The organism is Streptococcus sp. sy018 (assembly GCF_007859185.1).
Lineage (GTDB): Bacteria > Bacillota > Bacilli > Lactobacillales > Streptococcaceae > Streptococcus.
In genome coordinates this window covers 1-21550 of record NZ_VOHN01000002.1, presented here as the reverse complement: position 1 = coordinate 21550, position 21550 = coordinate 1, and the positions used below count along the sequence as shown (strand labels likewise).

The window sequence follows — 21550 nt, the reverse complement described above, 5'->3', positions numbered from 1 at the left end:
TCCTTTTATAATTACCTAAAATATGGTAGAATAAATAGATAAGCAAAGAATGATTGGAGTAAAAAAAAATGCGGTGCCCTAAGTGTCAAGGTAATAAATCTAGTGTTGTTGATAGCCGTCAAGCTGAAGACGGTCAGGCTATTCGTCGTCGCCGTGTTTGTGATGATTGTCAGGCACGTTTTACGACCTTTGAACGTGTGGAGGACTCGCCTTTATTGGTGATTAAAAAGGATGGGACAAGAGAGCAGTTTTCTCGAGATAAGATTTTAAATGGGATTATTCAAAGTGCTCAAAAGCGTCCCGTTTCAAGTAATGACATTGATAAGGCTATTAACCGAATTGAGCGAAAAATTCGTATGGATTATGACAGTGAAGTCTCTAGTGTGGTTATCGGTAATTTGGTTATGGATGAATTGGCAGAATTAGATGAAATCACTTATGTTCGTTTTGCCAGTGTCTATCGCAGTTTTAAGGATGTGGATGAAATTGAAGAACTCTTGAAACAAATTACTAAAAAAGTTCGCAGCAAAGGCAAGTCTAGTCAGGTAGCAGATGAAACCGACTGATCGCTTTTCTTATTTGGCACATAACTGGTTGAGTCCCAATCATCAGAGTTTGCACCGCCTTTATCTACCAGTTATGGGACAAAAAGCCCTTAGCCTTTATTATTATTTTGTGACTTTTTTTGATGATGGTTCAAGAGAATGGTCAGTGAGTCATTTATTAGATCAACTGCAACTCACACCGCAAGAGTTAAATCAGGCCTTGGATCGACTAGTTGCAATCGAACTGTTAGACCTTTACCAAGATTTAGAAAGAAGTGCTTATTTAGTTCACTTAAAGGCCCCTTTACCAACTGAGGAATTTTTAGCAAATGCTGCTTTTCGTGCCTTGCTAGAAAAGGCCTTAGGTGTACAAGCAGTCGCTAGTTTGCAGGTTAAGTTGCCCACAGGTTTGACTAAACTCACTAAATCTTTCTCAGCTGTTTTTTCTACCTCGTTAGAACCACAATTTGAGATCAAACAGGCCGTCTTTGATTTGGAGCCTTTCAAAAAACGAATGCTTAAAGAACGGCTACGTTTTGCCAAGGAGCAGGATGATATTTTAGCCCTGTATGAGTTAGCTGAGCGATTTAAGTTGGATTGGTTAACCTTGTATCAATTAGCTAAGGAAACCTCTTATCAAGGGGTTATCTACCCAAAACGGATTTTATCGAAGAAACTGCAACAAGAACAGACGGTATCAGGTAAATTTTCTAAAGAAGAAGAGGCTATTTTACAGGAAGTTAAACGTCAGCAACCGGAAGCGTTACTAGCTTTATTAAAAAAACCTTATCAAGCTAGTCTTTTAGATAGTGAACGGCGTTTGATTGCTGAATTAGTTGGTAAGGATTTATTGGATGAGCTAATCAATGTCATCATCATGTATAGTTTAAAAAAGACTAATTCAACTAATTTGAATCGGAATTATGTCTTGAAATTAGCCAATGATTTTGCCTATAAAAAGATTAACAGTGCAGAAGCCGCTTTGATGTATCTGAAAATCGGCATGAAACCGTCTAGTCAGTCTAAGGTGTCGGCTAAAAAAATGACTAAACCTAATATTCCCCAGTGGAGTAATCAAGATTACCAAAATCAAACTAGTGATGAAGATAAAGCTAGGTTAAAAAATATTAAGCAGGACCTTTTAGCCCAGTTGAGAAAGGAGGACTAGATGAAAAAGATTAGTCAAACCCTGAACCGTGATGGTTTTCAAAAGGTTGAAACAAGACAACTGTTACAAGCCATATTGGCTGATAGTGATATTGCTCAATTTATTAGCCGGGAGGGCTTGTCACAGGAAGAAATTAAGCGTAGTCTGCCGAAGTTTAATCAGTATCTGATTGAACGACAACGTTTTTTAAGTAAGGACTCTGCTTATGTGGCAAAGGGCTATCAGCCGATCTTGGTCATGAATGAAGGCTATGCGGACGTGTCTTATCTGGAAACAGCAGAGCTTAAAGCACAGCAAGAAGAACGAGAAATCACAGGTCGTGTAAAATTGTTGAATCTCCCAAAGGCCTATCGTCATATTAGTTTTGAAAATGATGTTCATTTGGATGACCATAAACGTTTGACTGTTCTTAAATCTCTAGTTGATTTTGTCAAGGCTTATCCAGAAAAACAGGCCAAAGGACTTTACCTTTATGGCGATATGGGAATTGGGAAGTCCTTTCTCATGGCAGCTCTAGCCTATGAACTATCTGAAAAAAAACAAGTGAGTACAACCTTGGTTCACTACCCAAGTTTTGCCATTGACATTAAGCATGCCATTAAAACTGCTAGTGTTAAGGAAGAAATTGATGTGCTAAAAACAGCTCAAGTGTTAGTTCTAGATGATATTGGGGCAGAGCAGGCTAGTTCTTGGTTACGAGATGAGGTTTTACAGGTGATTTTACAATATCGTATGCAAGAAGAATTGCCTACCTTTTTCACGTCTAATTACAGCATGGCAGACTTGGAGAATAAGTTAGCTTTGGTTAAAGTTCAAGATGAGCGTTGGCAGACTAAGCGAGTCATGGAACGCATACGTTATTTAGCAAGTGAATTACATTTAGAAGGCGAAAATCGCCGTTTATCATAAAAAGAAAGCGAAGAAATTAAAATGGCTTTACCAACAGTTGCTATTGTCGGACGTCCTAACGTTGGCAAATCAACTTTATTTAATCGGATTGCAGGAGAGCGAATCTCTATCGTTGAAGATGTGGAAGGGGTCACTCGTGACCGTATCTATACTAGTGCCGAATGGCTTAATCGCCAGTTCAGTCTAATTGATACTGGGGGAATTGATGATGTCGATGCGCCATTTATGGAGCAAATCAAACATCAGGCAGATATTGCCATGACCGAAGCGGATGTGATTGTTTTTGTTGTTTCAGCCAAGGAAGGCGTCACCGATGCGGATGAGTATGTAGCAAAGATTCTCTATCGAACTAACAAACCAGTTATTCTAGCAGTTAATAAGGTCGATAATCCAGAAATGCGTAATGAAATCTATGACTTTTATTCACTCGGTTTGGGTGATCCTTATCCAGTATCTTCTGTTCATGGTATTGGAACAGGTGATGTGCTAGATGCGATTGTCAATCACTTGCCAACTGAACACGAGGAAGATAATCCTGATGTCATCAAGTTTAGTTTGATTGGTCGTCCTAATGTCGGTAAGTCTAGTTTGATCAATGCAATTTTGGGTGAAGAACGAGTGATTGCTAGTCCAATCGCAGGCACAACGCGTGACGCTATTGATACCAGTTTTACGGATAGCAGTGGTCAAGAATATGTCATGATTGATACCGCTGGAATGCGTAAGTCAGGTAAGGTTTATGAAAATACAGAAAAATATTCTGTCATGCGTTCTATGCGTGCCATTGATCGTTCTGATGTGGTCTTAATGGTTATCAATGCAGAAGAAGGGATTCGAGAGTACGACAAGCGAATTGCTGGTTTTGCCCATGAAGCAGGTAAAGGAATTATTATCGTTGTCAACAAATGGGACACGCTTGAAAAAGATAATCATACGGTTAGTCAATGGGAAGCAGATATTCGTGACAATTTCCAATATATCTCTTATGCACCGATTATCTTTGTGTCTGCTGTAACCAAGCAGCGCCTACACAAATTACCAGAGATGATTAAGACCATTAGTGAAAATCAAAATCTGCGTATTCCATCGGCAGTGCTTAATGATGTCATCATGGATGCCATTGCTATTAACCCGACACCGACTGATAAAGGTAAACGTTTGAAGATTTTCTATGCCACCCAAGTGGCTGTCAAACCACCAACCTTTGTGATTTTTGTCAATGAAGAAGAATTGATGCATTTTTCTTACCTACGCTTTTTAGAGAATCAAATCCGTCAAGCCTTTGTGTTTGAAGGAACACCAATCCATCTCATTGCCCGTAAACGAAAATAAGAAAAAACCAAGTCGAGTTCATCTCAACTTGGTTTTTATATTCAGCTATTTTACTTATTTGCGTGGCGGAGCAAACGCACTCTGTACCTTGTAGTGACGGCGAAGATAGTAGCAGACCAGAAAGGCACAGGCAGATAATAGAAGTAAGCCCCAAACAGGTAGGCTAGGATTGAGTGCACTTGGCAATAGTGGTGTGAGTGTGTAAAGAATCATCCAAACAAGCGTTGCCAAAAAGATAATTCCCAGAGATTTCCAAGTACTTGGACGTTCGCTACGAGGTTTATTGCCATGACGGTAAATATAATAGTACATCATGTAAAAGGCCAAGCCTCCAACAAAGGCAAGGGTAAGTAGCGTGGTCAATCCAGAAGAAATGGCATTAACTGATTTAGGATTGAAAATGGCCATCATACCATTGATCAGGCAGACAATAGCTAATAAAAAGAAAGAACTATCCAACCACATCAGTAATGGCTTGGTGTTTTTTTCTTCAGCAATAGTTTCTTGTTCTGTTTCGGTCGGTTGGCTAAAGCTAGCAGCCCAAACAGTTGGTGCACCAAGGAAGTTACGGGCAGGAACGCCCTTACCTTGTTGTTCCAAAATACTCGGTAAAACTTCTTCAAGAATAGCTTTAATCTCGCTGTCTGTTTTACCATCTTTCATGAGTTGGTGAGTGGCAATGTTAATAAAATCTTGATTTTTCTTAGTTAAATTTTGGATAGACATAGATACTCCTTGGGGTTAGAACCATTTTTTACGGAAAAAGTAGAGGACAACAGATGAACTGCCAAGAGCAGCGATTAAGACAATAATCCAAAAAGCCTTAGGCATATCATTGAGTGGCAGCCAATTGTCTTGGAAATTCATGCCATAGGCTGAAAAGATAACGGTTGGAATGTTGAGAGCCATGGTCATTAGAGCCAATGATTTCATAATCGTATTTTGATTGTTTGAAATGATAGAAGCTGAAGTTTCTGTCATGACATTCAAGACATTTTCATAGATACTAGCCATTTCAATGGCCTGTTGGGTTTCAATCAAGGTATCTTCTAGTAAATCCTCGTCATCAATATATTTTTGCAAACTAGAGGCGTTGCTAGATAGTTTTTTGACGATTCGTTCATTGATTTTAAGCGAAGCCTTTAAGTAAATGATAGACTTCTCCAACTCCATCATGTCAATCAACTGAGCATTTTTGGTGGCTGCTTCCAGTTCGGCTTCGATTTTATCACTTTGGCGGTCAATGGAACGTAAGGCAGTTAGAAAGAGTTCGGCATTACGATAGAGCAATTGAAAGACAAAGCGAGTTTTCATAAACGTATAGAAATTACGAATCCGTCGATTGAGAAAGTAATCAAAGAGAGAAAGAGGTTCTAAGCAAGTCGTGATAACTGCTTCTTTTGTGACAATAATTCCCAAAGGCATGGTCACATAGTAACTCTTTCCATTACGTTCTTCTTGGGTAGGCACGTCAACGATAATCAAGGTATAGTTGTCCTCAGAAGCAATACGTGAGCTTTCTTCGGCATCAAGAGGTGCTCTTAGGTCAGTGATGTCGATATTAAATTGCTCAGCCAACTGGACAGACTCTTCCTGGGAAGGATTGACAAGATTGATCCATGCTCCAGGTTGGAATGTGTCAATTTCCTTGAATTCTCTTGCATTTGAAAGAAACATTTGTTTCATCTTCAAGCCCTCCCTTACGTTGTCAATACATACTCTTTCTATTATACTATAAAAAGATAGGTTTTGGGGCGACTGGTTAAAAAAAGTTGAATCTTAGCAAATCAAGAGAGCTTGTGACTTTATCAAGGTACAGAAGATGAGCTTTGTGTTATAATGAAAGCAGCCTAATCACAAATAAAGAAGTTGAGAAAAATGCAAGATAAATTAGTTATTCGTGGGGCACGCGCCCATAATTTGAAAAATATTGATATTGAAATTCCTCGTGATCAGTTAGTGGTCGTGACAGGTTTATCGGGTTCTGGTAAATCTAGTCTGGCTTTCGATACCATTTATGCAGAAGGGCAACGCCGTTATGTTGAGAGCTTGTCAGCTTACGCTCGTCAATTCTTGGGGAATATGGAAAAACCGGATGTTGACTCTATTGAAGGCTTGAGTCCAGCCATTTCGATTGACCAAAAGACAACTAGTAAGAACCCACGTTCAACCGTAGGAACAGTGACAGAAATCAGTGACTATCTTCGCTTGCTTTACGCTCGTGTTGGGATTCCTTATTGTCCAAATGGTCATGGGGCGATTACAGCATCTTCAGTTGAGCAGATTGTTAATCAGGTATTGGAGTTGCCTGAACGAACGAGAATGCAAATTTTAGCCCCGATTGTCCGACGTAAAAAAGGACAGCATAAAGGCATACTAGAACGTGTTCAAAAAGATGGTTATGTTCGTGTGCGAGTGGATGGTGAGATTTATGATTTGGCAGACGTCCCAGAATTGTCTAAGAGTAAACTGCATAATATTGAAGTGGTCATTGATCGTTTAATCAATAAAGAGGGTATCCGTAGCCGCTTATTTGATTCGGTTGAAGCAGCCTTACGCTTGGGTGATGGTTATGTCATTATCGACACTATGGACGGCAAGGAATTACTCTTTTCTGAGCATTACTCTTGCCCAGTTTGCCACTTTACTGTGCCAGAATTAGAACCTCGTCTGTTTTCTTTTAATGCTCCTTTTGGCTCTTGTGCCACCTGTGATGGATTGGGTAATAAACTAGAAGTTGATTTAGACTTGGTTGTTCCTGATGGTACAAAAACATTGCGTGAGGGAGCTCTAGCTCCGTGGAATCCCATTTCGTCTAATTATTATCCTTTGATGTTGGAACAAGCCATGGAGCAATTTGGCATTAGCATGGACACACCTTTCGAGAAATTGGCCAAGGAAGATCAAGACTTAATTTTTTACGGTTCAGGTGAGCGTGAGTTTCATTTTCATTATGAAAATGAATTTGGTGGCATACGTGATATTGATATTGTTTTTGAAGGTGTGGTGACCAATATTAACCGTCGCTATCGTGAAACCAATAGTGATTATACGCGTAATGTCATGCGAGCTTATATGAACGAGTTGCCTTGTTTGACCTGTCGAGGTTACCGCCTGAATGATCAAGCCTTATCTGTTCATTTAGGTGGGGAAACAGGGCTTCATATCGGACAATTAGCAGAGCTGTCCATTTCAGATCATTTGCTTTGGGCAAATCAGTTGGAACTAAATGAGAATCAAGCAGCTATTGCCAGACCGATTCTTAAAGAAATCACCGATCGTTTGACCTTCCTTAATAATGTTGGTTTAAACTACCTAACCCTGTCACGCATGGCTGGAACTCTTTCTGGTGGTGAAAGTCAACGCATTCGTTTAGCGACTCAGATTGGCTCTAACCTAAGTGGTGTCCTCTATGTCCTAGACGAGCCGTCAATTGGTCTGCATCAGCGAGATAATGACCGTTTGATTGCTAGTTTGAAAAAAATGAGGGATTTAGGCAATACCTTGATTGTAGTTGAGCATGATGAAGATACCATGAGAGAAGCCGACTGGTTGATTGACGTTGGTCCTGGGGCAGGTCAATTTGGTGGTCAAATTGTTGCGTCAGGAACTCCTAAGCAAGTTGCTAAAAATAAGGCGTCTATCACAGGTCAATACCTCTCTGGTAAGAAAGTGATTCCTGTTCCAACAGAACGACGAGTGGGTAATGGTCGTTTTATTGAAGTTAAGGGAGCTAGTGAAAACAATCTTCAAGATGTCAATGTCAAATTCCCTCTAGGTAAATTTATTGCCGTAACAGGTGTATCTGGCTCAGGGAAATCAACCCTGGTTAATAGTGTTTTGAAAAAATCTCTAGCCCAAGCCCTTAACCGTAATTCTGAAAAACCAGGTAAGCATAAAGGGGTAACTGGAATTGAACATATCGATCGTTTGATTGATATTGATCAGAGTCCAATTGGACGGACGCCGCGTTCTAATCCTGCAACTTATACGGGGGTTTTTGATGATATTCGTGACCTTTTTGCCCAAACCAATGAAGCTAAGATTCGTGGTTACAAAAAAGGACGCTTTAGTTTCAATGTTAAGGGTGGCCGTTGTGAAGCTTGTTCAGGTGATGGGATCATCAAGATTGAAATGCACTTTTTACCAGATGTTTATGTGCCTTGTGAAGTTTGTCATGGTACTCGCTATAATAGCGAAACCTTAGAAGTTCACTATAAGGACAAAAATATCGCTCAAATCCTTGAGATGACGGTCAATGATGCCCTTGATTTCTTTGCAGCCATTCCTAAAATTGCTCGCAAATTACAGACCATTCAAGATGTGGGCTTGGGTTATGTCACTCTGGGGCAATCAGCAACCACTCTCTCAGGTGGTGAAGCCCAACGTATGAAATTAGCCAGTGAACTTCACAAACGTTCCACAGGTAAGAGTTTCTACATTCTTGACGAACCAACCACAGGCCTACATACTGATGATATTGCTCGTTTATTGAAAGTTTTAGAGCGTTTTGTTGATGATGGCAATACCGTCCTAGTGATCGAGCATAATCTAGATGTCATCAAGACTGCCGATCATCTGATTGACTTAGGTCCAGAAGGTGGCGTTGGCGGTGGTTTGATTATTGCCACTGGTACACCAGAAGAAGTCGCCCAAGTTGCCGGAAGCTATACTGGACACTATTTGAAAACAAAATTATAAAAAGGAGATAACCTATGCAAGAACGTTTAGCAAGATTTGAAAGTAAATTAGCTCAGACTGATGTTGACGCTGTATTAGTCACAGGTCAAAACAATGTTTATTACCTTACAGGTTTTTGGGGGACAGAAGGTATGGTTTTTATTAGTGAAAATCGCCGTCTTTTCCTAACGGATTCACGTTATACCTTGATGGCAAAAGAATCAATCAAGGGCTTTGATATTGTAGAAACACGTCAAGCCTTGGCAGAGATTGCTAAGATTATCAAAGATGATGGCTTGACAAGTATTGGTTTTGATAGTCAGGTGTCGTATCAGTTTTATCAAGCCTTACAAACGGTATTTGAGGCTTACGAGCTTAAACCATTAACCAATTTTGTTGAAGAGTTACGAATCATCAAGGATGCCAGTGAGATTGCGACCATTCGCCGTGCCTGTCAAATTTCAGACCAAGCCTTTCTAGATGTGTTGGACTTTATTAAACCAAATGTCACAACCGAGATGGAAGTTAATCATTTCCTAGATCAACGTATGCGAGCTCTGGGTGCAGCAGGTGCTTCCTTTGAATTTATTGTGGCGAGTGGCTATCGCTCAGCCATGCCGCATGGTGTTGCCAGTAATAAGGTGATTAAATCTGGTGAAAGTTTGACTCTGGACTTTGGTTGCTACTATCAGCACTATGTCAGCGACATGACAAGAACCATTCACATCGGTCATGTGACTGATGAAGAGCGTGAGATTTATGATATTGTTCTTCGTAGTAATAAGACTTTGATTGAAAAAGCCAAGGCTGGCATGACTTATCTTGATTTTGATGGTGTGGCTCGTCGTGTGATTGATAAGGCTGGTTATGGCGATAACTTTACACACTCGATTGGGCATGGTATGGGCTTGGATATTCACGAATTACCATTTTTCACTAAAACAAAAGACACCCTTCAAGCAGGTATGGTGGTAACAGATGAGCCAGGTATTTACTTGGATAACAAATATGGTGTTCGTATTGAAGATGACCTGCTCATTACCGAAACAGGTTGTGAAGTGCTAACCAGTGCACCAAAAGAATTGATTGTCTTATAGGAGTTGAGTGATGGCTGAACGTCTATCTTGGCAGGATTATTTTATGGCAAATGCAGAGTTGATTTCTAAGCGTTCGACCTGTAATCGTGCCTATGTTGGAGCAGTCTTGGTCAAGGACAAGCGTATTATTGCAACAGGTTACAATGGTGGTGTGTCAAAAACAGCAAATTGTGATGATATTGGTCATCAGATGGATAGTGGCCACTGTATCCGAACGGTGCATGCTGAGATGAATGCTCTTATCCAATGTGCCAAAGAAGGGATTTCAACGGCAGAAACAGAACTTTATGTCACACATTTTCCTTGTGTCAACTGTACCAAGGCTCTTTTACAGGCAGGTATTGGCAAGATTACCTATAAAACAGAGTATCGCCCTCATCCCTTTGCTATTAAACTGTTAGAGGATAAGCAAATCCCCTATATCAAGCATGAGGTGCCTAAGCTGAGTTTGGGAATTGATTAAATGAAAAAAGTCCTAGAAAATTCTAGGACTTTTTGATTATAAGGCAGAATCCATAGATAGCACTTCGTGGAAGACACGTTGTGTCAACTCAGTTTTTTGTTCCTTAGTGAGATACTTGGTATTGACACAGTAACCAGAGATACGAACGATAACATCTTGTCCGCTCATGATTTGTTCATAGACATCGTTAAGGTCCATAACATTGAGGTTGACATGTTGACCACCATTTTCAAAGTAGCCATCTAGGATAGTGACGAGGTTATTAACCTGTTCATCTCTTGTTTTTCCAAGGGCGCGTGGCGATACTTGGGTTGTTAGAGAGATACCATCATTAGCATGAGAGAATTCAAGTTTTGAAAGGGAATTAAGGTTTTGTAACCAACCACCACGAGATTTGCTAGTTGGGTTAGCTCCAGGTGGGAAGAATTCAACTTGGCTAGTGTTCACAGTGCCATCCTCATTTAGAAAGACACCACGATGAACTGGAGAGTTACCTGTTTGTTTAGAATAAGCAACGTTTGATGTGATGGTCAAAAGTGACACAGTCGCTTCAGCGTTTTTATAAAGTTTGTGACGAGCCAAACGAGTATAGAAGGCTTCCATGAGCCATTTAGCCAAGTCATCTACTCGGTCATCATCTTCACCATAGCGAGGGAAATCACCAATTGTTTCATAATCGTAGATGTAGCCATCTTCATCACGGATTGGTTTAACGGTCGCATACTTAATCGCTGATAGGGTATCAACGGTATTAGCGAAACCACAGATACCAAATCCCATATTAGCACGTTGATGAGTTGGTAAAAAAGCCATTTGAACAGCTTCGTAGTTGTACTTGTCTGTCATGTAGTGGATGATGTTTAGGGCGTCAACATAGGTATCAGTCAACCAATCCAATGATTTTTCAAAGTTTTCTTTCACTTCATCAAAATCTAGAACTTCTGAAGTGATTGGTTCAACAACGTTAAAGACCTTGTAATCCTTGTGGACATCATCATAACCACCGTTTAATCCAGTGAGAAGGGTCTTCATGACATTAACACGCGCACCAAAATACTGGATGTTGTGGCGTTTATCTTCATTTTCTGGGTCAAGCGGTGACACACAGCAAGAGATACAGCTCATCTCGCCATAGCCTTCTTGAGCCATGGTTGACACACCTTCATATTGGATAGAAGAATGCTTGTGGCTCATGTGCATACAATAACGACGGAAAGCGTATGGGAGTTCACTAGACCAAAGAACTGTCAAGTTAGGCTCTGGTGAATTGCCGATATTATCAAGCGTGTTAAGGAAACGGTAGTCCATTTTTGTCACACGGTGACGACCGTCATTCCCCATACCAGCCATAGAGGTTGTGATGAAGGTTGGGTCACCAGAGTAAAGTTGGTCATAGGCTTTAGTACGAGCGAATTTAACCGTACGAAGTTTCATGACAAAATCATCAACAAATTCTTGGATTTCAGACTCGGTATAAGTACCACGAGCCAAATCACGCTCAGCGTAAATATCTAAAACAATTGGTACACGACCAAGTGAAGTGGCAGCGCCATTGATAACACGAGCAGCAGCCATAAAGGCGATATTGGTCCACTGGATAGCTTCTTTGGTATCAAAGGCTGGGCGACGAACATCAAGACCATAAAGTTCACCAAACTTGATGACTTCGGCAAGGGCTTGATATTGCAAGTTAATCTCTTCACGCAGACGGATAGTTTCTTCGTCAATCTCCGTTAAGGCATTCCAGTCATTAACTTTTTCTTGCATGAGATAATCAGCACCGTACAATGCCAATCGAGCATAGACACCAATGATACGACCGCGTGAATAAGCGTCTGGCAGACCAGTTACCGTATGGGCGTGGCGAGCCCGACGAATATTTGACGTATAAGCACGGAAAATACCATCATTTACTGTGGTAGTGTGTTTGGTATAAATGTCATGTAGGACAGGGTCAGGCTCATAGCCATTTTCAACCAAGGTCGTTTCTGCCATACGAATACCACCTTTTGGCATAAAGCTCAAACGGAAAAGTTCAGAGTTTTGTAAGCCAAAAATGAGTTCATTTTCCTTATCAATATAGCCTGCTGGAATATCCGCAATAGAGGCTACACGGTCAGTATCCATAGGGAAACGAGTTTCTTCGTAACCTGCCTTGGTTTCTTCAACGATTTTCTTGATACGAAGTGAGCGTTCAGTTGGACCAGCCAAAAAACTTTCATCACCATCATAAGGGGTGTAGTTGGCATTGACAAAGCGTGAAACACTAGCTTTTTCTTTCCAGTCAGTTCCTTTAAAGCCTTCCCAAGCTTTTTCAAAAATATCAGTGCTAGTTTTAACAGTTACCATAGACGTCCTCCTTAATATCTTTTGGTCTATCCTTATTATATCGCAAAAGTAAGCGTTTGCAATAAGTAGAGTGCTTTTTTTGAAAAATTCTTTTATAAAACAGTTGTCAACTTTTTATAAACTGTATTATAATGATGTTGGATTGGAATGAAAAAGGAGAAGCGATGTTAATTTTCCCTTTGAAACAAGACACATCAAGAAAGATTATTCATATTGATATGGATGCTTTTTTTGCAGCCATTGAAGAAAGAGATCAGCCGCATTTGGTGGGAAAACCCGTTGTAATTGGTGCAGATCCTCGTCTGACAGGTGGTCGAGGAGTCGTATCAACCTGTAATTATGTGGCTAGAACCTTTGGTATTCACTCGGCAATGAGTTCCAAGGAAGCCTATGAACGTTGTCCACAAGCCATCTTTATTTCTGGTCATTATGAAAAATATCGACAAGTTGGTCTGCAAGCAAGGGAAATTTTTAAGCGTTATACAGACTTGGTTGAGCCAATGAGTATTGATGAAGCTTATCTAGATGTGACAGAAAATAAATTTGGTATCAAGTCTGCCATTAAGATTGCTAAGTTAATTCAGCATGATATTTGGCGAGAATTGCAGTTAACCTGCTCGGCAGGTGTTTCTTATAATAAATTTTTGGCCAAATTGGCTAGTGATTTTGAAAAACCTAAGGGTTTGACCTTGATTTTACCAGAAGAGGCACAGGCATTTTTAGCTGACTTACCCATTGAGAAATTTCACGGGGTGGGCAAGAAATCTGTTCAACGCCTGCATGATTTAGGGGTTTTTACAGGAAAAGACTTACTAGACTTGCCTGAGATGACCTTGATTGACCAATTTGGTCGTTTTGGCTACGATCTTTATCGTAAGGCTAGGGGGATTAGCCATTCACCCGTCAAGCCTAATCGGGTACGCAAGTCAATCGGTAGTGAAAGAACCTATGCCAAGCTGCTTTACAATGAAGAAGATATTCAGGCAGAAATCAATAAGAATGCACGGCGTGTGGCCAATTTGTTAATTAAAAATGGAAAATTGGCTAAAACAATTGTGTTAAAGATTCGCTATGCAGATTTTTCGACCTTGACTAGACGGCATAGTTTGGAGCAAGCAAGGCAAGATGTTGAGAGTATTCAGCAACATGCTTGGCAGATTTTTACAGAAATAGAAGAAAACAATTCAGGTATCCGTCTGCTTGGGGTAACAGCCACTGGCTTATCAGATCAAGGTCAAGATATTCTACTGGATTTGGAGAATTAAACTAGCTCTAGTTAGCAAATTTAATGCAATAAAAAGAGGACTTGGTTTCGGGTCCTCTTTTGTTTGCTAAGAATTTTTGAAAAAAAGATCAATGTCAGCCTGTTCTAAGCCAATCATGGGGTCGATATTTTGCCAGTTGTCCTCAGTTAGACGATAGTTTTCTTGTTTATCCACAGGATTCGAGGGGATTTTCACAGCCTTATCCACATCTTGTGGAAAAGTTTCTCTTTGTTTGGGGACATCTGGACTTTCAAAACGTTCTTTGAGATAGGTTAAACGTTGTGTGCCTTCGTTGCTAACGGCATAGTCAAAGGCGGAAATTTGTCCAAGCATAACGAGTTTGCTTTTAGCTCTGGTAATGGCAGTATAGAGGAGATTACGCTGGAGCATGCGTCCACTTTGCTGCGTCAGTGGTAGGATAATAACAGGAAATTCACTACCTTGTGACTTGTGGATACTCATGGCATAGGCTAGGGTAATCTTGTGCCAATCTTTTCTTGGATAAGAGGTTTCAATACCGTCAAACTCTAAAATAATCTCATCTTGCTTGCTGTCAGTATATTTGGCAGGAACTAAATCCCTAATATAACCAATATCGCCATTAAAGACATTGATTTCGGTGTCATTCACAAGATGGAGAATTTTATCATGACGACGAAAACTGGTGTCGTTGAAGGTGAATTCAGGTTCATCATCTAAAGGATTGAGAAGATTTTGCAGTAGCTTATTTAGGGTATTGATACCAGCAAGTCCACGATACATGGGAGCTAGGATTTGAATGTCTTGGGGGGCAATGCCAGTTTTAATAGCTGCTTGCACAATACGTTCAATCATTTGGGGGATATGCTGAGGGTTAGCCTCGAAATAAGAACGGTCTGGCTTTTTCTCACTAAAATCACTAGGCAGGTAACCGTCTCTGATTTGGCTAGCAAGGGTCACAATGGTTGATTGGTCAGATTGACGGAAAATGCGAGTCAGACGAATTTTTGGAATTTGTGTAATCTGAAGAAGGTCGGCTAAGACTTGTCCAGGCCCTACTGAGGGCAGTTGGTCGCTATCCCCCACGATGATTATTTGGGTGTTAGATGAAATAGCAGACAGCAGTTGATTGGCTAACCAGGTATCCACCATTGAAAATTCATCAATAATAATCAAATCACCATCTAAATAATCATCAATGCTTTGGTAGTCGCTATCTTCAGACGTCAATCCCAAATGACGATGGACGGTGGCACTAGGTAAGCCAGTCAATTCATTCATGCGTCTAGCCGCTCGTCCAGTTGGGGCTGCTAGGATAATTGGTAGGTCTTGTTTTTTCAACTCGAGACCATTAAGACGGGCATAGATGTTAATAATGCCATTGATAATTGTCGTTTTTCCAGTCCCAGGCCCACCAGTTAAAATGAATACTTTCTGACTAAGGGCTTGATAAATGGCCTCTTTTTGTTGCTGATCATAGGAAATCCCCAGTTCTTTTTCTGTTGTTTGGATTTCTTCTTCAAATTTTTCTGTTGTCAGTTTTTCAGGCAAGTCCTCTTCTAACAAGCGATTGAGATGCTTGTGGATACCAACTTCAGCATAGAAAAGACTATTGTCAAAAATTTTAGTGTCAACATGTTGCACCTTGTCTTCAGCAATCAGTTGACTGAGTTGTTCTGCAACCAAGCTAGGGTCTAACTCGGTTTGCCTAGCTTCTTGGAGCAATGTCAGGCTTGTTTCGAGTAGTTCTTTTGCTTCAACATAGGTGTCACCTTTATCTAAGCAAAGTTGGATAAGACAGTGAATAAGAGCTGCTCGAAAGCGTTCTGGTGCATCATCAGCAATACCAATTTCTTTGGCTAGTTGGTCGGCTAGCTTAAAGCCAATTCCCTTGATCTCTTCGACTAGCTGATAAGGATTTTCCGAAATGATTTGCAGGGTTGTTTCTTTATATTGTTCAAAAATGGCAACTGCTAGTTGATTACCTAAACCATAATTGGCGAGTTGCGTAAGAATTTGCTCGGTACCATAATTTGATTTAAGTTTGGCGACAAAGGCCTTACGATTAGTTTCTGATAATCCAGAAATCGTTTTAAGGGCATCTGGATTCTCTAAAATTTTATCAATGGGATTATCACCGTACAGCTCAACAATCTTAGTAGCTGTTTTTTTACCGATTCCTTTGAACTGTTGGCTAGAAAAGTAGTTAATAAGACCAGATGAAGACGGCTTGGTTTTTTCATACCGACTAACTTGTAATTGTTCACCATACTTGGGATGGGTTGTTAACTGCCCCCAAAAAGTGTAGTTTTGTTCCTCGATAATATCAGCCATAGTACCTGTGACGATGATGTCGCTATCAGGAAAATCACTATCACTGTCGTCAATTGTCAATAAAAGAATCTTAAAGAAATTATTGGCATTTTCAAAAATAATTCGCTCAACCCTACCTGAAAAATAATAATCCATATCTATTTCCTTATTTATCAAAAAGAGTGGTAGAATCTCATTTTCAACCACTCAGCAGTATCATTTATTTAACCGTTCCAAGATTACTTACAGGCCAAAAACGAAAGGCCACTTCTCCAATGAGTTGTTCTTCACTAAAGGTACCCACAGCACGACTATCTTTGGACACCAGTCGGTCATCACCTAAGAGATAATATTGTCCTTGAGGGACAGTTACTGAAAACTCAGCTGATCCATTCGCATCAACCGTAAAAGCACTGGCTTGGTTGGCTAGTTGTTGGAACATGCTATTGTAAGAGTAGGTTGCTTGTAACTTGTCCTTTTGAAACGCTGTGACATACTCATTCAGGTAATCTTCTTGAACTTCTTGACCATTGACAGATAGCTTATCATTACTGTAAGTAATGGTATCACCTGGCATACCGATAACGCGTTTAACCACTTTTTTATCGCCATCTTGAGCGACCACAATATCAAAGCGATCGATTGGAGTGACCTTTAGAACAAACAAACGTTGTCCGTCTTTAAGAGTGGGATCCATCGAATGCCCTTCAACGCGGACATTGAACCAGATAAACATCCAAGATAAAAAGAAGAGAGTGAGAATGAGGATAAAACTTCCCCATTCTTTGATAAAAGATTTAACTGTTTTCATGATAAGACCTTATTTTTTTAGTAGATTTAATGCTTTATTCGTATTCGCAAAATGTAATTTAGCAACTTTTGCAAGGGTTGCTTGTCCTTGTTGAGCTAGGATCTGGCTAGCAACCTGATCTGATTGAGTTCCAGCGCCACTTGGGAGTTGATGTCCGACTTCTTGTCCTAATTGCTCTAAATTTTCCAAAAAAAGTTGACGGGCAATAATTGAACTGACTGCAACTGCCAAATAATTATCCTCTGCCTTGGTTTCGAGATGAAACTCGCGCTGAATGGGATTTTTTTCCTGTTTCAGATATTTTTGATAATTTGCCATTGTTGTGAATGCATCAATAACAATTTTATCAGGTTGGATACCTTGTTGCAAAAGAAGAAAAATAGCTTGATTGTGTAGGGCAACCTTAACAGAAACAGCATTATAAGATTTTCCTTGACCAATCAATTCATTGTATTTTTTTGGTGTTAAAAGTAAGGCTTTGTGACGAATTTTTTCTTTTAAAATAGGGGCGAGTGCTTTAATCTTAGCATCGTTTAATTGCTTAGAATCAGCTACTCCTAATTTTTTTAGAAATTCTTCATCTTGGGCAGTGACAAAACTAGCCACAACAGCCAAGCCACCAAAGTAAGAGCCATTTCCAACCTCATCAGTGCCAATCATACTAGTAACCTGACGGGTTTGACTAGCTGGCTTGGGCGTATGGTCTTGGTAACCAAATGCTTTTGCCACAGAGAGTGCCTCTTTTCCTTGAAAGACAATCTTTCCTGAATGATAAAGTTGAACAGTCACGCCTTGATATTTTGCAGTGAATTGGACGTATGCTTGTTTATTTGGAATTTGGTATTCGTATAAACGGGTCGTCAACTGATTTGTTGCGCCATCTCCTAGGGTCATAACAACTGTATTCATGTCTTTTATTCTATCATAATCAAGAGGAGTTTTCATTAAATAAAAGTTTTCTTCTATTTTACGAATAGCTACTTTTAAGGTATAATGGAAACAAATGAGGAGAAAACGATGAGTAAGAATCGCTATAAATTTACTTTTGGCAAAAAAGCCTTGACCTTAACGATGGATCATGACAATTTGTTCATGGAAGAAGTCGAACGTTTGGCTCGCGAGAAATATGAAGCTTTAAAGGAGCGTTTACCGCAAGCCGATGATGAAACCATTGCTATTTTATTGGCAGTTAATAGTTTGGCTTTACAGTTAAGTCGAGAACAAGAGTTTGACAAAGAACGTAAAGAATGGGAAAAATGGACAAGTGTGGCACAAAGCCGTCTTGAAGATAAAGGAGATAGCAAAAAGTGATCAGTTTAATCATTGCTCTAATCTTGGTTTGGGCTTTTTACATTGGTTATGCGCGTGGCATATTTTTACAAGCCTACTATAGTTTAACCAGTTTATTAGGCTTGTTTGTCGCCAATCTTTTTTATCGCCAAGTGGCTCAAGCCCTCACTTTGTGGGTACCCTATTCTAATCCTAGTCAAGATGCTCAAGTCAGATTTTTCACTAATCGAGATATTTTTTCTCTAGATGATGTTTTTTATGCAGGGGTTGCTTTCTTTTTACTTTATTTATCCGTCTATTTAACAGGACGTATTTTAGGGCTGTTTGTTCATTTATTTAAGGTAGATAGTTTAACTAGTGCTTTTAGAAATATCTTGGCAGGTGGTTTATCTGTCTTAGTGACTTTATTAGGCATTAGTATGGTTCTGACGATTTTAGCAACTGTACCTTTGACCAGTTTACAAGAAAGATTATATAGTAGTGGATTTGTAAGAGTTCTGGTTAATCTTGTTCCGCTTTTTAGCACTTGGTGGAGTTAATAGTTGTGGTTATTAAAAAAGGCTAGAATGTTCCTAGGCCTTTTTTTGATTACAAATTTTTAGATAGCTTGCTAGCATCTTTTTTTGAGCGGTTGCCATAGGATATTGTTCAAGCTGCTCAAGAGCCACCCAAGTCAAAGTTGCTGATTGATTTACTGACTCGGTTTCAACCTGTCCGCTATGTAGTTCAATATGCCATTTTTGATGACTAAAGGTATGAGAAACAGCAGGAAATGTTTCAGATGACCAGTCTGGATGTAGTTGATAGTTTTGGCTGAAAGTAGCTTTGGGGTCGTAATTTTCCAACACGTCCTCTTTATTTTGGTCAAACAGGTCTAATTGATGTTTGAATTGACTTTCCAATAAAGGAAAAGACCAGAAGCCAGCGAGCAAGGTTTGTTCAGTATTTTTTTCAAGCAGTAATTGTCCTACGTCATTACTAATAATAAAAGCATCTAATTGGAGTGGGCGAGGCTTTTTCTTAGGTTTTTTAATAGGATACTTATCCATCGTCCCGTGTAGATAAGCCGCACTGAAAAAACGGATTGGGCTTTCTTCAGGTCGTGGATTTTTGGCAGACTCTATGTCGGTACCCAAATCCATTAAAGCCTGATTAAAATCCCCAGGGCGCTTAGGGTCGATGAGAATTTTCATGATATGTTGAAAGATTTTACGATTTTTGGGGTCTCCAATATCGTAATCAACTTCAAAAAGCCGAGCGATTACTCGCATCACATTGCCATCAACAGCTGGCTCTGGCAAATCAAAAGCAATACTAGCAATGGCACCAGCTGTATAGGGGCCGATTCCCTTTAATCCTCTAATATCGTCATAAGTTGTAGGAAATTGACCAGAGAACTCGGTCATAATCTGTTGAGCGGCAGCTTGCATATTACGCACACGAGAGTAGTAGCCCAGACCTTCCCAAGCCTTTAACAAGAGTTCTTCCTCAGCATGGGCTAAATCACTAATTGTGGGAAACCATTTTAAAAAGCGTTGATAGTAGGGAATAACCGTGATAACTTGAGTTTGCTGAAGCATAATCTCAGAAATCCAAATGTGATAAGGGTTCTTACTACGTCGCCAAGGTAAATCACGTTTTTCTTTGTCATACCAAGCCAGTAAGGTCTTTCTAAACGATACGATTTTATCAGTATCCCACATGTCAATGCCATAATCTGCTAGATTCATCCTTTTCCCCAATCTATAATTTTCTTCATTATAGCATAAGCTAGGATAGAAAAATAAAATTATGATAGTTTTTTCTTGCTATTTTAATCGAAAAGTAATATAATAATACCTTGTGAGAATACCTCACTTACTCGTGGCAAAAGTCATGAGTCATTAGACCAAAAGGAGGAAATACATCAATGGCTAAATACGAAATTCTTTATATCATTCGTCCAAACATTGAAGAAGAAGCGAAAAACGCCTTGGTAACACGTTTTGACACAATTTTGACTGACAACGGTGCAACTATCCTTGAATCAAAAGCTTGGGAAAAACGTCGTCTTGCTTACGAAATCAAAGATTTCCGTGAAGGACTTTACCATATCGTAACTGTTGAAGCGACTAACGATGCAGCTCTTAACGAGTTTGACCGTTTATCAAAAATCAACAATGACATTCTTCGTCACATGATTGTAAAACTTGACGCTTAAGAAGGTAGTTTATGATAAATAATGTAGTACTAGTCGGGCGTATGACCCGTGATGCTGAACTTCGTTACACACCAAATAACCAAGCAGTGGCCACGTTTAGCTTAGCAGTTAATCGTAACTTTAAGAATCAGGCAGGTGAGCGAGAGGCTGACTTTATCAATGTTGTCATCTGGCGTCAACAGGCTGAAAACTTAGCTAACTGGGCTAAAAAAGGCACACTTTTGGGGATTACTGGTCGCATTCAAACACGCAACTATGATAATGCTCAAGGTCAGCGTGTTTATGTAACTGAAGTAGTGGCAGACAACTTTCAAATTTTAGAAAGTCGTGCTACACGAGATGCTGGTTCAGCTACTAGCTATGATTCGCCTTATGGTTCAGCCCCAACTAATTTTGGGAATGAATCAGGTGGGTTTCAATCGCAAACACCAAACTTTGGTCGAGATGAGAGTCCCTTTGGAGCAAGTAATCCTATGGATATCTCAGATGACGATTTACCATTTTAATGGGAAAGACTATATAAAGGAGAAATATAATGGCTCAACAACGTCGTGGCGGATTCAAACGCCGTAAAAAAGTTGACTATATCGCAGCTAACAAAATTGAATATGTTGATTACAAAGATACAGAATTGCTTAGTCGTTTCGTATCAGAACGTGGTAAAATTTTACCACGTCGTGTGACTGGAACATCAGCGAAAAATCAACGTAAAGTAACAACAGCAATTAAACGTGCTCGTGTTATGGCTCTTATGCCGTTCGTTAACGAAGATTAAAAATTGTCCGTCCTCTTAGGACGGATTTTAATTTACTTTGGATTAAGTCAAAAAAGACTTTCAAAAAACGTCACTAAGAGTGATTAAACAGAGCGGTAAAATAAAGCATTTCAATTTTTTTTAATTTTTTTTGTAAAAGTTATTGACAGTTGGTTTATAGTTTGATAGAATGTAATAGTTGTCGCCTGAGAGGTGACGTTAAGACCTTTGAGAACTGAATAAGACGAACCAAGTGCGGGTTATGAGAAATAACCTGTTAATAAAACAATAAGTCAGTGAAAACTGAGCATCAAATTTAAATGAGAGTTTGATCCTGGCTCAGGACGAACGCTGGCGGCGTGCCTAATACATGCAAGTAGAACGCTGAGGTTTAG

19 protein-coding genes, 1 rRNA gene and 1 pseudogene are annotated in these 21550 nt (G+C 39.8%); 14 read left to right on the top strand and 7 right to left on the bottom strand.

Going from position 1 to position 21550, the window contains the following annotated elements:
- The first annotated feature begins 68 nt into the window (after positions 1-68).
- From nrdR to der, 4 genes are read left to right on the top strand one after another with little or no spacing between them, the layout of a single operon-like run.
- Positions 69-566, top strand: coding sequence for a transcriptional regulator NrdR (nrdR, locus tag FRX52_RS02410; protein ID WP_146461119.1), 498 nt, complete (start codon positions 69-71; stop codon positions 564-566).
- Positions 553-1713: a DnaD domain protein gene (locus tag FRX52_RS02405; protein ID WP_146538385.1), complete on the top strand. Its 1161-nt coding sequence runs from the start codon at positions 553-555 to the stop codon at positions 1711-1713. The genes nrdR and FRX52_RS02405 overlap by 14 nt, the downstream gene beginning before the upstream one ends.
- Positions 1714-2622, top strand: a complete 909-nt coding sequence (gene dnaI, locus FRX52_RS02400) for a primosomal protein DnaI (protein WP_146538384.1) — start codon at positions 1714-1716, stop codon at positions 2620-2622.
- A gap of 21 nt (positions 2623-2643) precedes the next feature.
- The gene (gene der, locus FRX52_RS02395) at positions 2644-3954 is read left to right on the top strand and encodes a ribosome biogenesis GTPase Der (protein WP_146495815.1); all 1311 of its coding nucleotides are present in this window, start codon (positions 2644-2646) and stop codon (positions 3952-3954) included.
- A gap of 54 nt (positions 3955-4008) precedes the next feature.
- Here the strand turns inward: der and FRX52_RS02390 are convergent, their stop codons facing one another.
- Positions 4009-4680, bottom strand: a complete 672-nt coding sequence (locus FRX52_RS02390) for a DUF1129 domain-containing protein (RefSeq protein WP_146538383.1) — start codon at positions 4678-4680, stop codon at positions 4009-4011.
- A gap of 15 nt (positions 4681-4695) precedes the next feature.
- Positions 4696-5640, bottom strand: coding sequence for a magnesium transporter CorA family protein (locus FRX52_RS02385; protein WP_146461129.1), 945 nt, complete (start codon positions 5638-5640; stop codon positions 4696-4698).
- Positions 5641-5832: 192 nt separating this feature from the next.
- Here FRX52_RS02385 and uvrA point away from each other — a divergent pair, with 192 nt between their 5' ends.
- The 3 genes from uvrA to FRX52_RS02370 are packed head-to-tail and all read left to right on the top strand — an operon-like array spanning position 5833 to position 10194.
- Complete coding sequence (gene uvrA, locus FRX52_RS02380) at positions 5833-8655, top strand: excinuclease ABC subunit UvrA (protein ID WP_146538382.1); 2823 nt, start codon at positions 5833-5835, stop codon at positions 8653-8655.
- 14 nt (positions 8656-8669) lie between these two features.
- Positions 8670-9731, top strand: coding sequence for a Xaa-Pro peptidase family protein (locus FRX52_RS02375; protein WP_146538381.1), 1062 nt, complete (start codon positions 8670-8672; stop codon positions 9729-9731).
- Positions 9732-9741: 10 nt separating this feature from the next.
- The gene (locus tag FRX52_RS02370) at positions 9742-10194 is read left to right on the top strand and encodes a cytidine/deoxycytidylate deaminase family protein (RefSeq protein ID WP_146461136.1); all 453 of its coding nucleotides are present in this window, start codon (positions 9742-9744) and stop codon (positions 10192-10194) included.
- Between the two features lie 36 nt (positions 10195-10230).
- Here the strand turns inward: FRX52_RS02370 and pflB are convergent, their stop codons facing one another.
- Complete coding sequence (gene pflB / locus FRX52_RS02365; RefSeq protein ID WP_146538380.1) at positions 10231-12543, bottom strand: formate C-acetyltransferase; 2313 nt, start codon at positions 12541-12543, stop codon at positions 10231-10233.
- Between the two features lie 164 nt (positions 12544-12707).
- Between pflB and dinB the strand changes: the two genes are divergently transcribed.
- Positions 12708-13808, top strand: coding sequence for a DNA polymerase IV (gene dinB, locus FRX52_RS02360; RefSeq protein WP_146538379.1), 1101 nt, complete (start codon positions 12708-12710; stop codon positions 13806-13808).
- A gap of 248 nt (positions 13809-14056) precedes the next feature.
- On the opposite strand, the pseudogene FRX52_RS02355 reads toward dinB, so the two are convergent.
- From FRX52_RS02355 to rnhC, 3 genes and pseudogenes are all read right to left on the bottom strand, one after another.
- Positions 14057-16256: pseudogene (locus tag FRX52_RS02355) on the bottom strand (ATP-dependent RecD-like DNA helicase); the annotation flags it as partial.
- Between the two features lie 64 nt (positions 16257-16320).
- Positions 16321-16911, bottom strand: a complete 591-nt coding sequence (lepB, locus tag FRX52_RS02350; RefSeq protein WP_146538377.1) for a signal peptidase I — start codon at positions 16909-16911, stop codon at positions 16321-16323.
- A 9-nt stretch (positions 16912-16920) separates the two neighbouring features.
- Positions 16921-17820 (bottom strand): ribonuclease HIII, encoded by a 900-nt coding sequence (rnhC, locus tag FRX52_RS02345; RefSeq protein ID WP_146538376.1) that lies wholly within the window; start codon positions 17818-17820, stop codon positions 16921-16923.
- A 108-nt stretch (positions 17821-17928) separates the two neighbouring features.
- Between rnhC and FRX52_RS02340 the strand changes: the two genes are divergently transcribed.
- A complete protein-coding gene (locus FRX52_RS02340) occupies positions 17929-18222 on the top strand; it encodes a hypothetical protein (protein WP_146461149.1) in 294 nt (97 codons plus the stop codon).
- Positions 18219-18740 (top strand): CvpA family protein, encoded by a 522-nt coding sequence (locus tag FRX52_RS02335; RefSeq protein ID WP_146461151.1) that lies wholly within the window; start codon positions 18219-18221, stop codon positions 18738-18740. Before FRX52_RS02340 ends, FRX52_RS02335 begins: the two co-directional genes overlap by 4 nt.
- Positions 18741-18773: 33 nt before the next feature.
- On the opposite strand, the gene mutY is transcribed toward FRX52_RS02335, so the two are convergent.
- Positions 18774-19931: an A/G-specific adenine glycosylase gene (gene mutY / locus FRX52_RS02330; RefSeq protein WP_146538375.1), complete on the bottom strand. Its 1158-nt coding sequence runs from the start codon at positions 19929-19931 to the stop codon at positions 18774-18776.
- Between the two features lie 179 nt (positions 19932-20110).
- Between mutY and rpsF the strand changes: the two genes are divergently transcribed.
- The 4 genes from rpsF to FRX52_RS02310 all read left to right on the top strand — a co-directional run.
- Positions 20111-20401, top strand: a complete 291-nt coding sequence (gene rpsF, locus FRX52_RS02325; RefSeq protein WP_146461155.1) for a 30S ribosomal protein S6 — start codon at positions 20111-20113, stop codon at positions 20399-20401.
- Between the two features lie 11 nt (positions 20402-20412).
- Positions 20413-20907 (top strand): single-stranded DNA-binding protein, encoded by a 495-nt coding sequence (locus tag FRX52_RS02320; RefSeq protein WP_146461157.1) that lies wholly within the window; start codon positions 20413-20415, stop codon positions 20905-20907.
- Between the two features lie 29 nt (positions 20908-20936).
- Positions 20937-21176 (top strand): 30S ribosomal protein S18, encoded by a 240-nt coding sequence (gene rpsR, locus FRX52_RS02315; RefSeq protein WP_000068664.1) that lies wholly within the window; start codon positions 20937-20939, stop codon positions 21174-21176.
- A 295-nt stretch (positions 21177-21471) separates the two neighbouring features.
- Positions 21472-21550 (top strand): 16S ribosomal RNA (locus tag FRX52_RS02310); the annotation flags it as partial.

Bases quoted from the DNA above. Each gene is read 5' to 3' on its own strand.
- dinB (WP_146538379.1), top strand. From the start codon at position 12,708: ATGTTAATTTTCCCTTTGAAACAAGACACATCAAGAAAGATTATTCAT.
- dnaI (WP_146538384.1), top strand. From the start codon at position 1,714: ATGAAAAAGATTAGTCAAACCCTGAACCGTGATGGTTTTCAAAAGGTT.
- FRX52_RS02375 (WP_146538381.1), top strand. From the start codon at position 8,670: ATGCAAGAACGTTTAGCAAGATTTGAAAGTAAATTAGCTCAGACTGAT.
- FRX52_RS02340 (WP_146461149.1), top strand. From the start codon at position 17,929: ATGAGTAAGAATCGCTATAAATTTACTTTTGGCAAAAAAGCCTTGACC.
- lepB (WP_146538377.1), bottom strand. From the start codon at position 16,911: ATGAAAACAGTTAAATCTTTTATCAAAGAATGGGGAAGTTTTATCCTC.
- rpsF (WP_146461155.1), top strand. From the start codon at position 20,111: ATGGCTAAATACGAAATTCTTTATATCATTCGTCCAAACATTGAAGAA.
- FRX52_RS02390 (WP_146538383.1), bottom strand. From the start codon at position 4,680: ATGTCTATCCAAAATTTAACTAAGAAAAATCAAGATTTTATTAACATT.
- pflB (WP_146538380.1), bottom strand. From the start codon at position 12,543: ATGGTAACTGTTAAAACTAGCACTGATATTTTTGAAAAAGCTTGGGAA.
- rpsR (WP_000068664.1), top strand. From the start codon at position 20,937: ATGGCTCAACAACGTCGTGGCGGATTCAAACGCCGTAAAAAAGTTGAC.
- FRX52_RS02405 (WP_146538385.1), top strand. From the start codon at position 553: ATGAAACCGACTGATCGCTTTTCTTATTTGGCACATAACTGGTTGAGT.
- mutY (WP_146538375.1), bottom strand. From the start codon at position 19,931: ATGAATCTAGCAGATTATGGCATTGACATGTGGGATACTGATAAAATC.
- nrdR (WP_146461119.1), top strand. From the start codon at position 69: ATGCGGTGCCCTAAGTGTCAAGGTAATAAATCTAGTGTTGTTGATAGC.
- FRX52_RS02385 (WP_146461129.1), bottom strand. From the start codon at position 5,640: ATGAAACAAATGTTTCTTTCAAATGCAAGAGAATTCAAGGAAATTGAC.
- FRX52_RS02320 (WP_146461157.1), top strand. From the start codon at position 20,413: ATGATAAATAATGTAGTACTAGTCGGGCGTATGACCCGTGATGCTGAA.
- rnhC (WP_146538376.1), bottom strand. From the start codon at position 17,820: ATGAATACAGTTGTTATGACCCTAGGAGATGGCGCAACAAATCAGTTG.
- der (WP_146495815.1), top strand. From the start codon at position 2,644: ATGGCTTTACCAACAGTTGCTATTGTCGGACGTCCTAACGTTGGCAAA.
- FRX52_RS02370 (WP_146461136.1), top strand. From the start codon at position 9,742: ATGGCTGAACGTCTATCTTGGCAGGATTATTTTATGGCAAATGCAGAG.
- uvrA (WP_146538382.1), top strand. From the start codon at position 5,833: ATGCAAGATAAATTAGTTATTCGTGGGGCACGCGCCCATAATTTGAAA.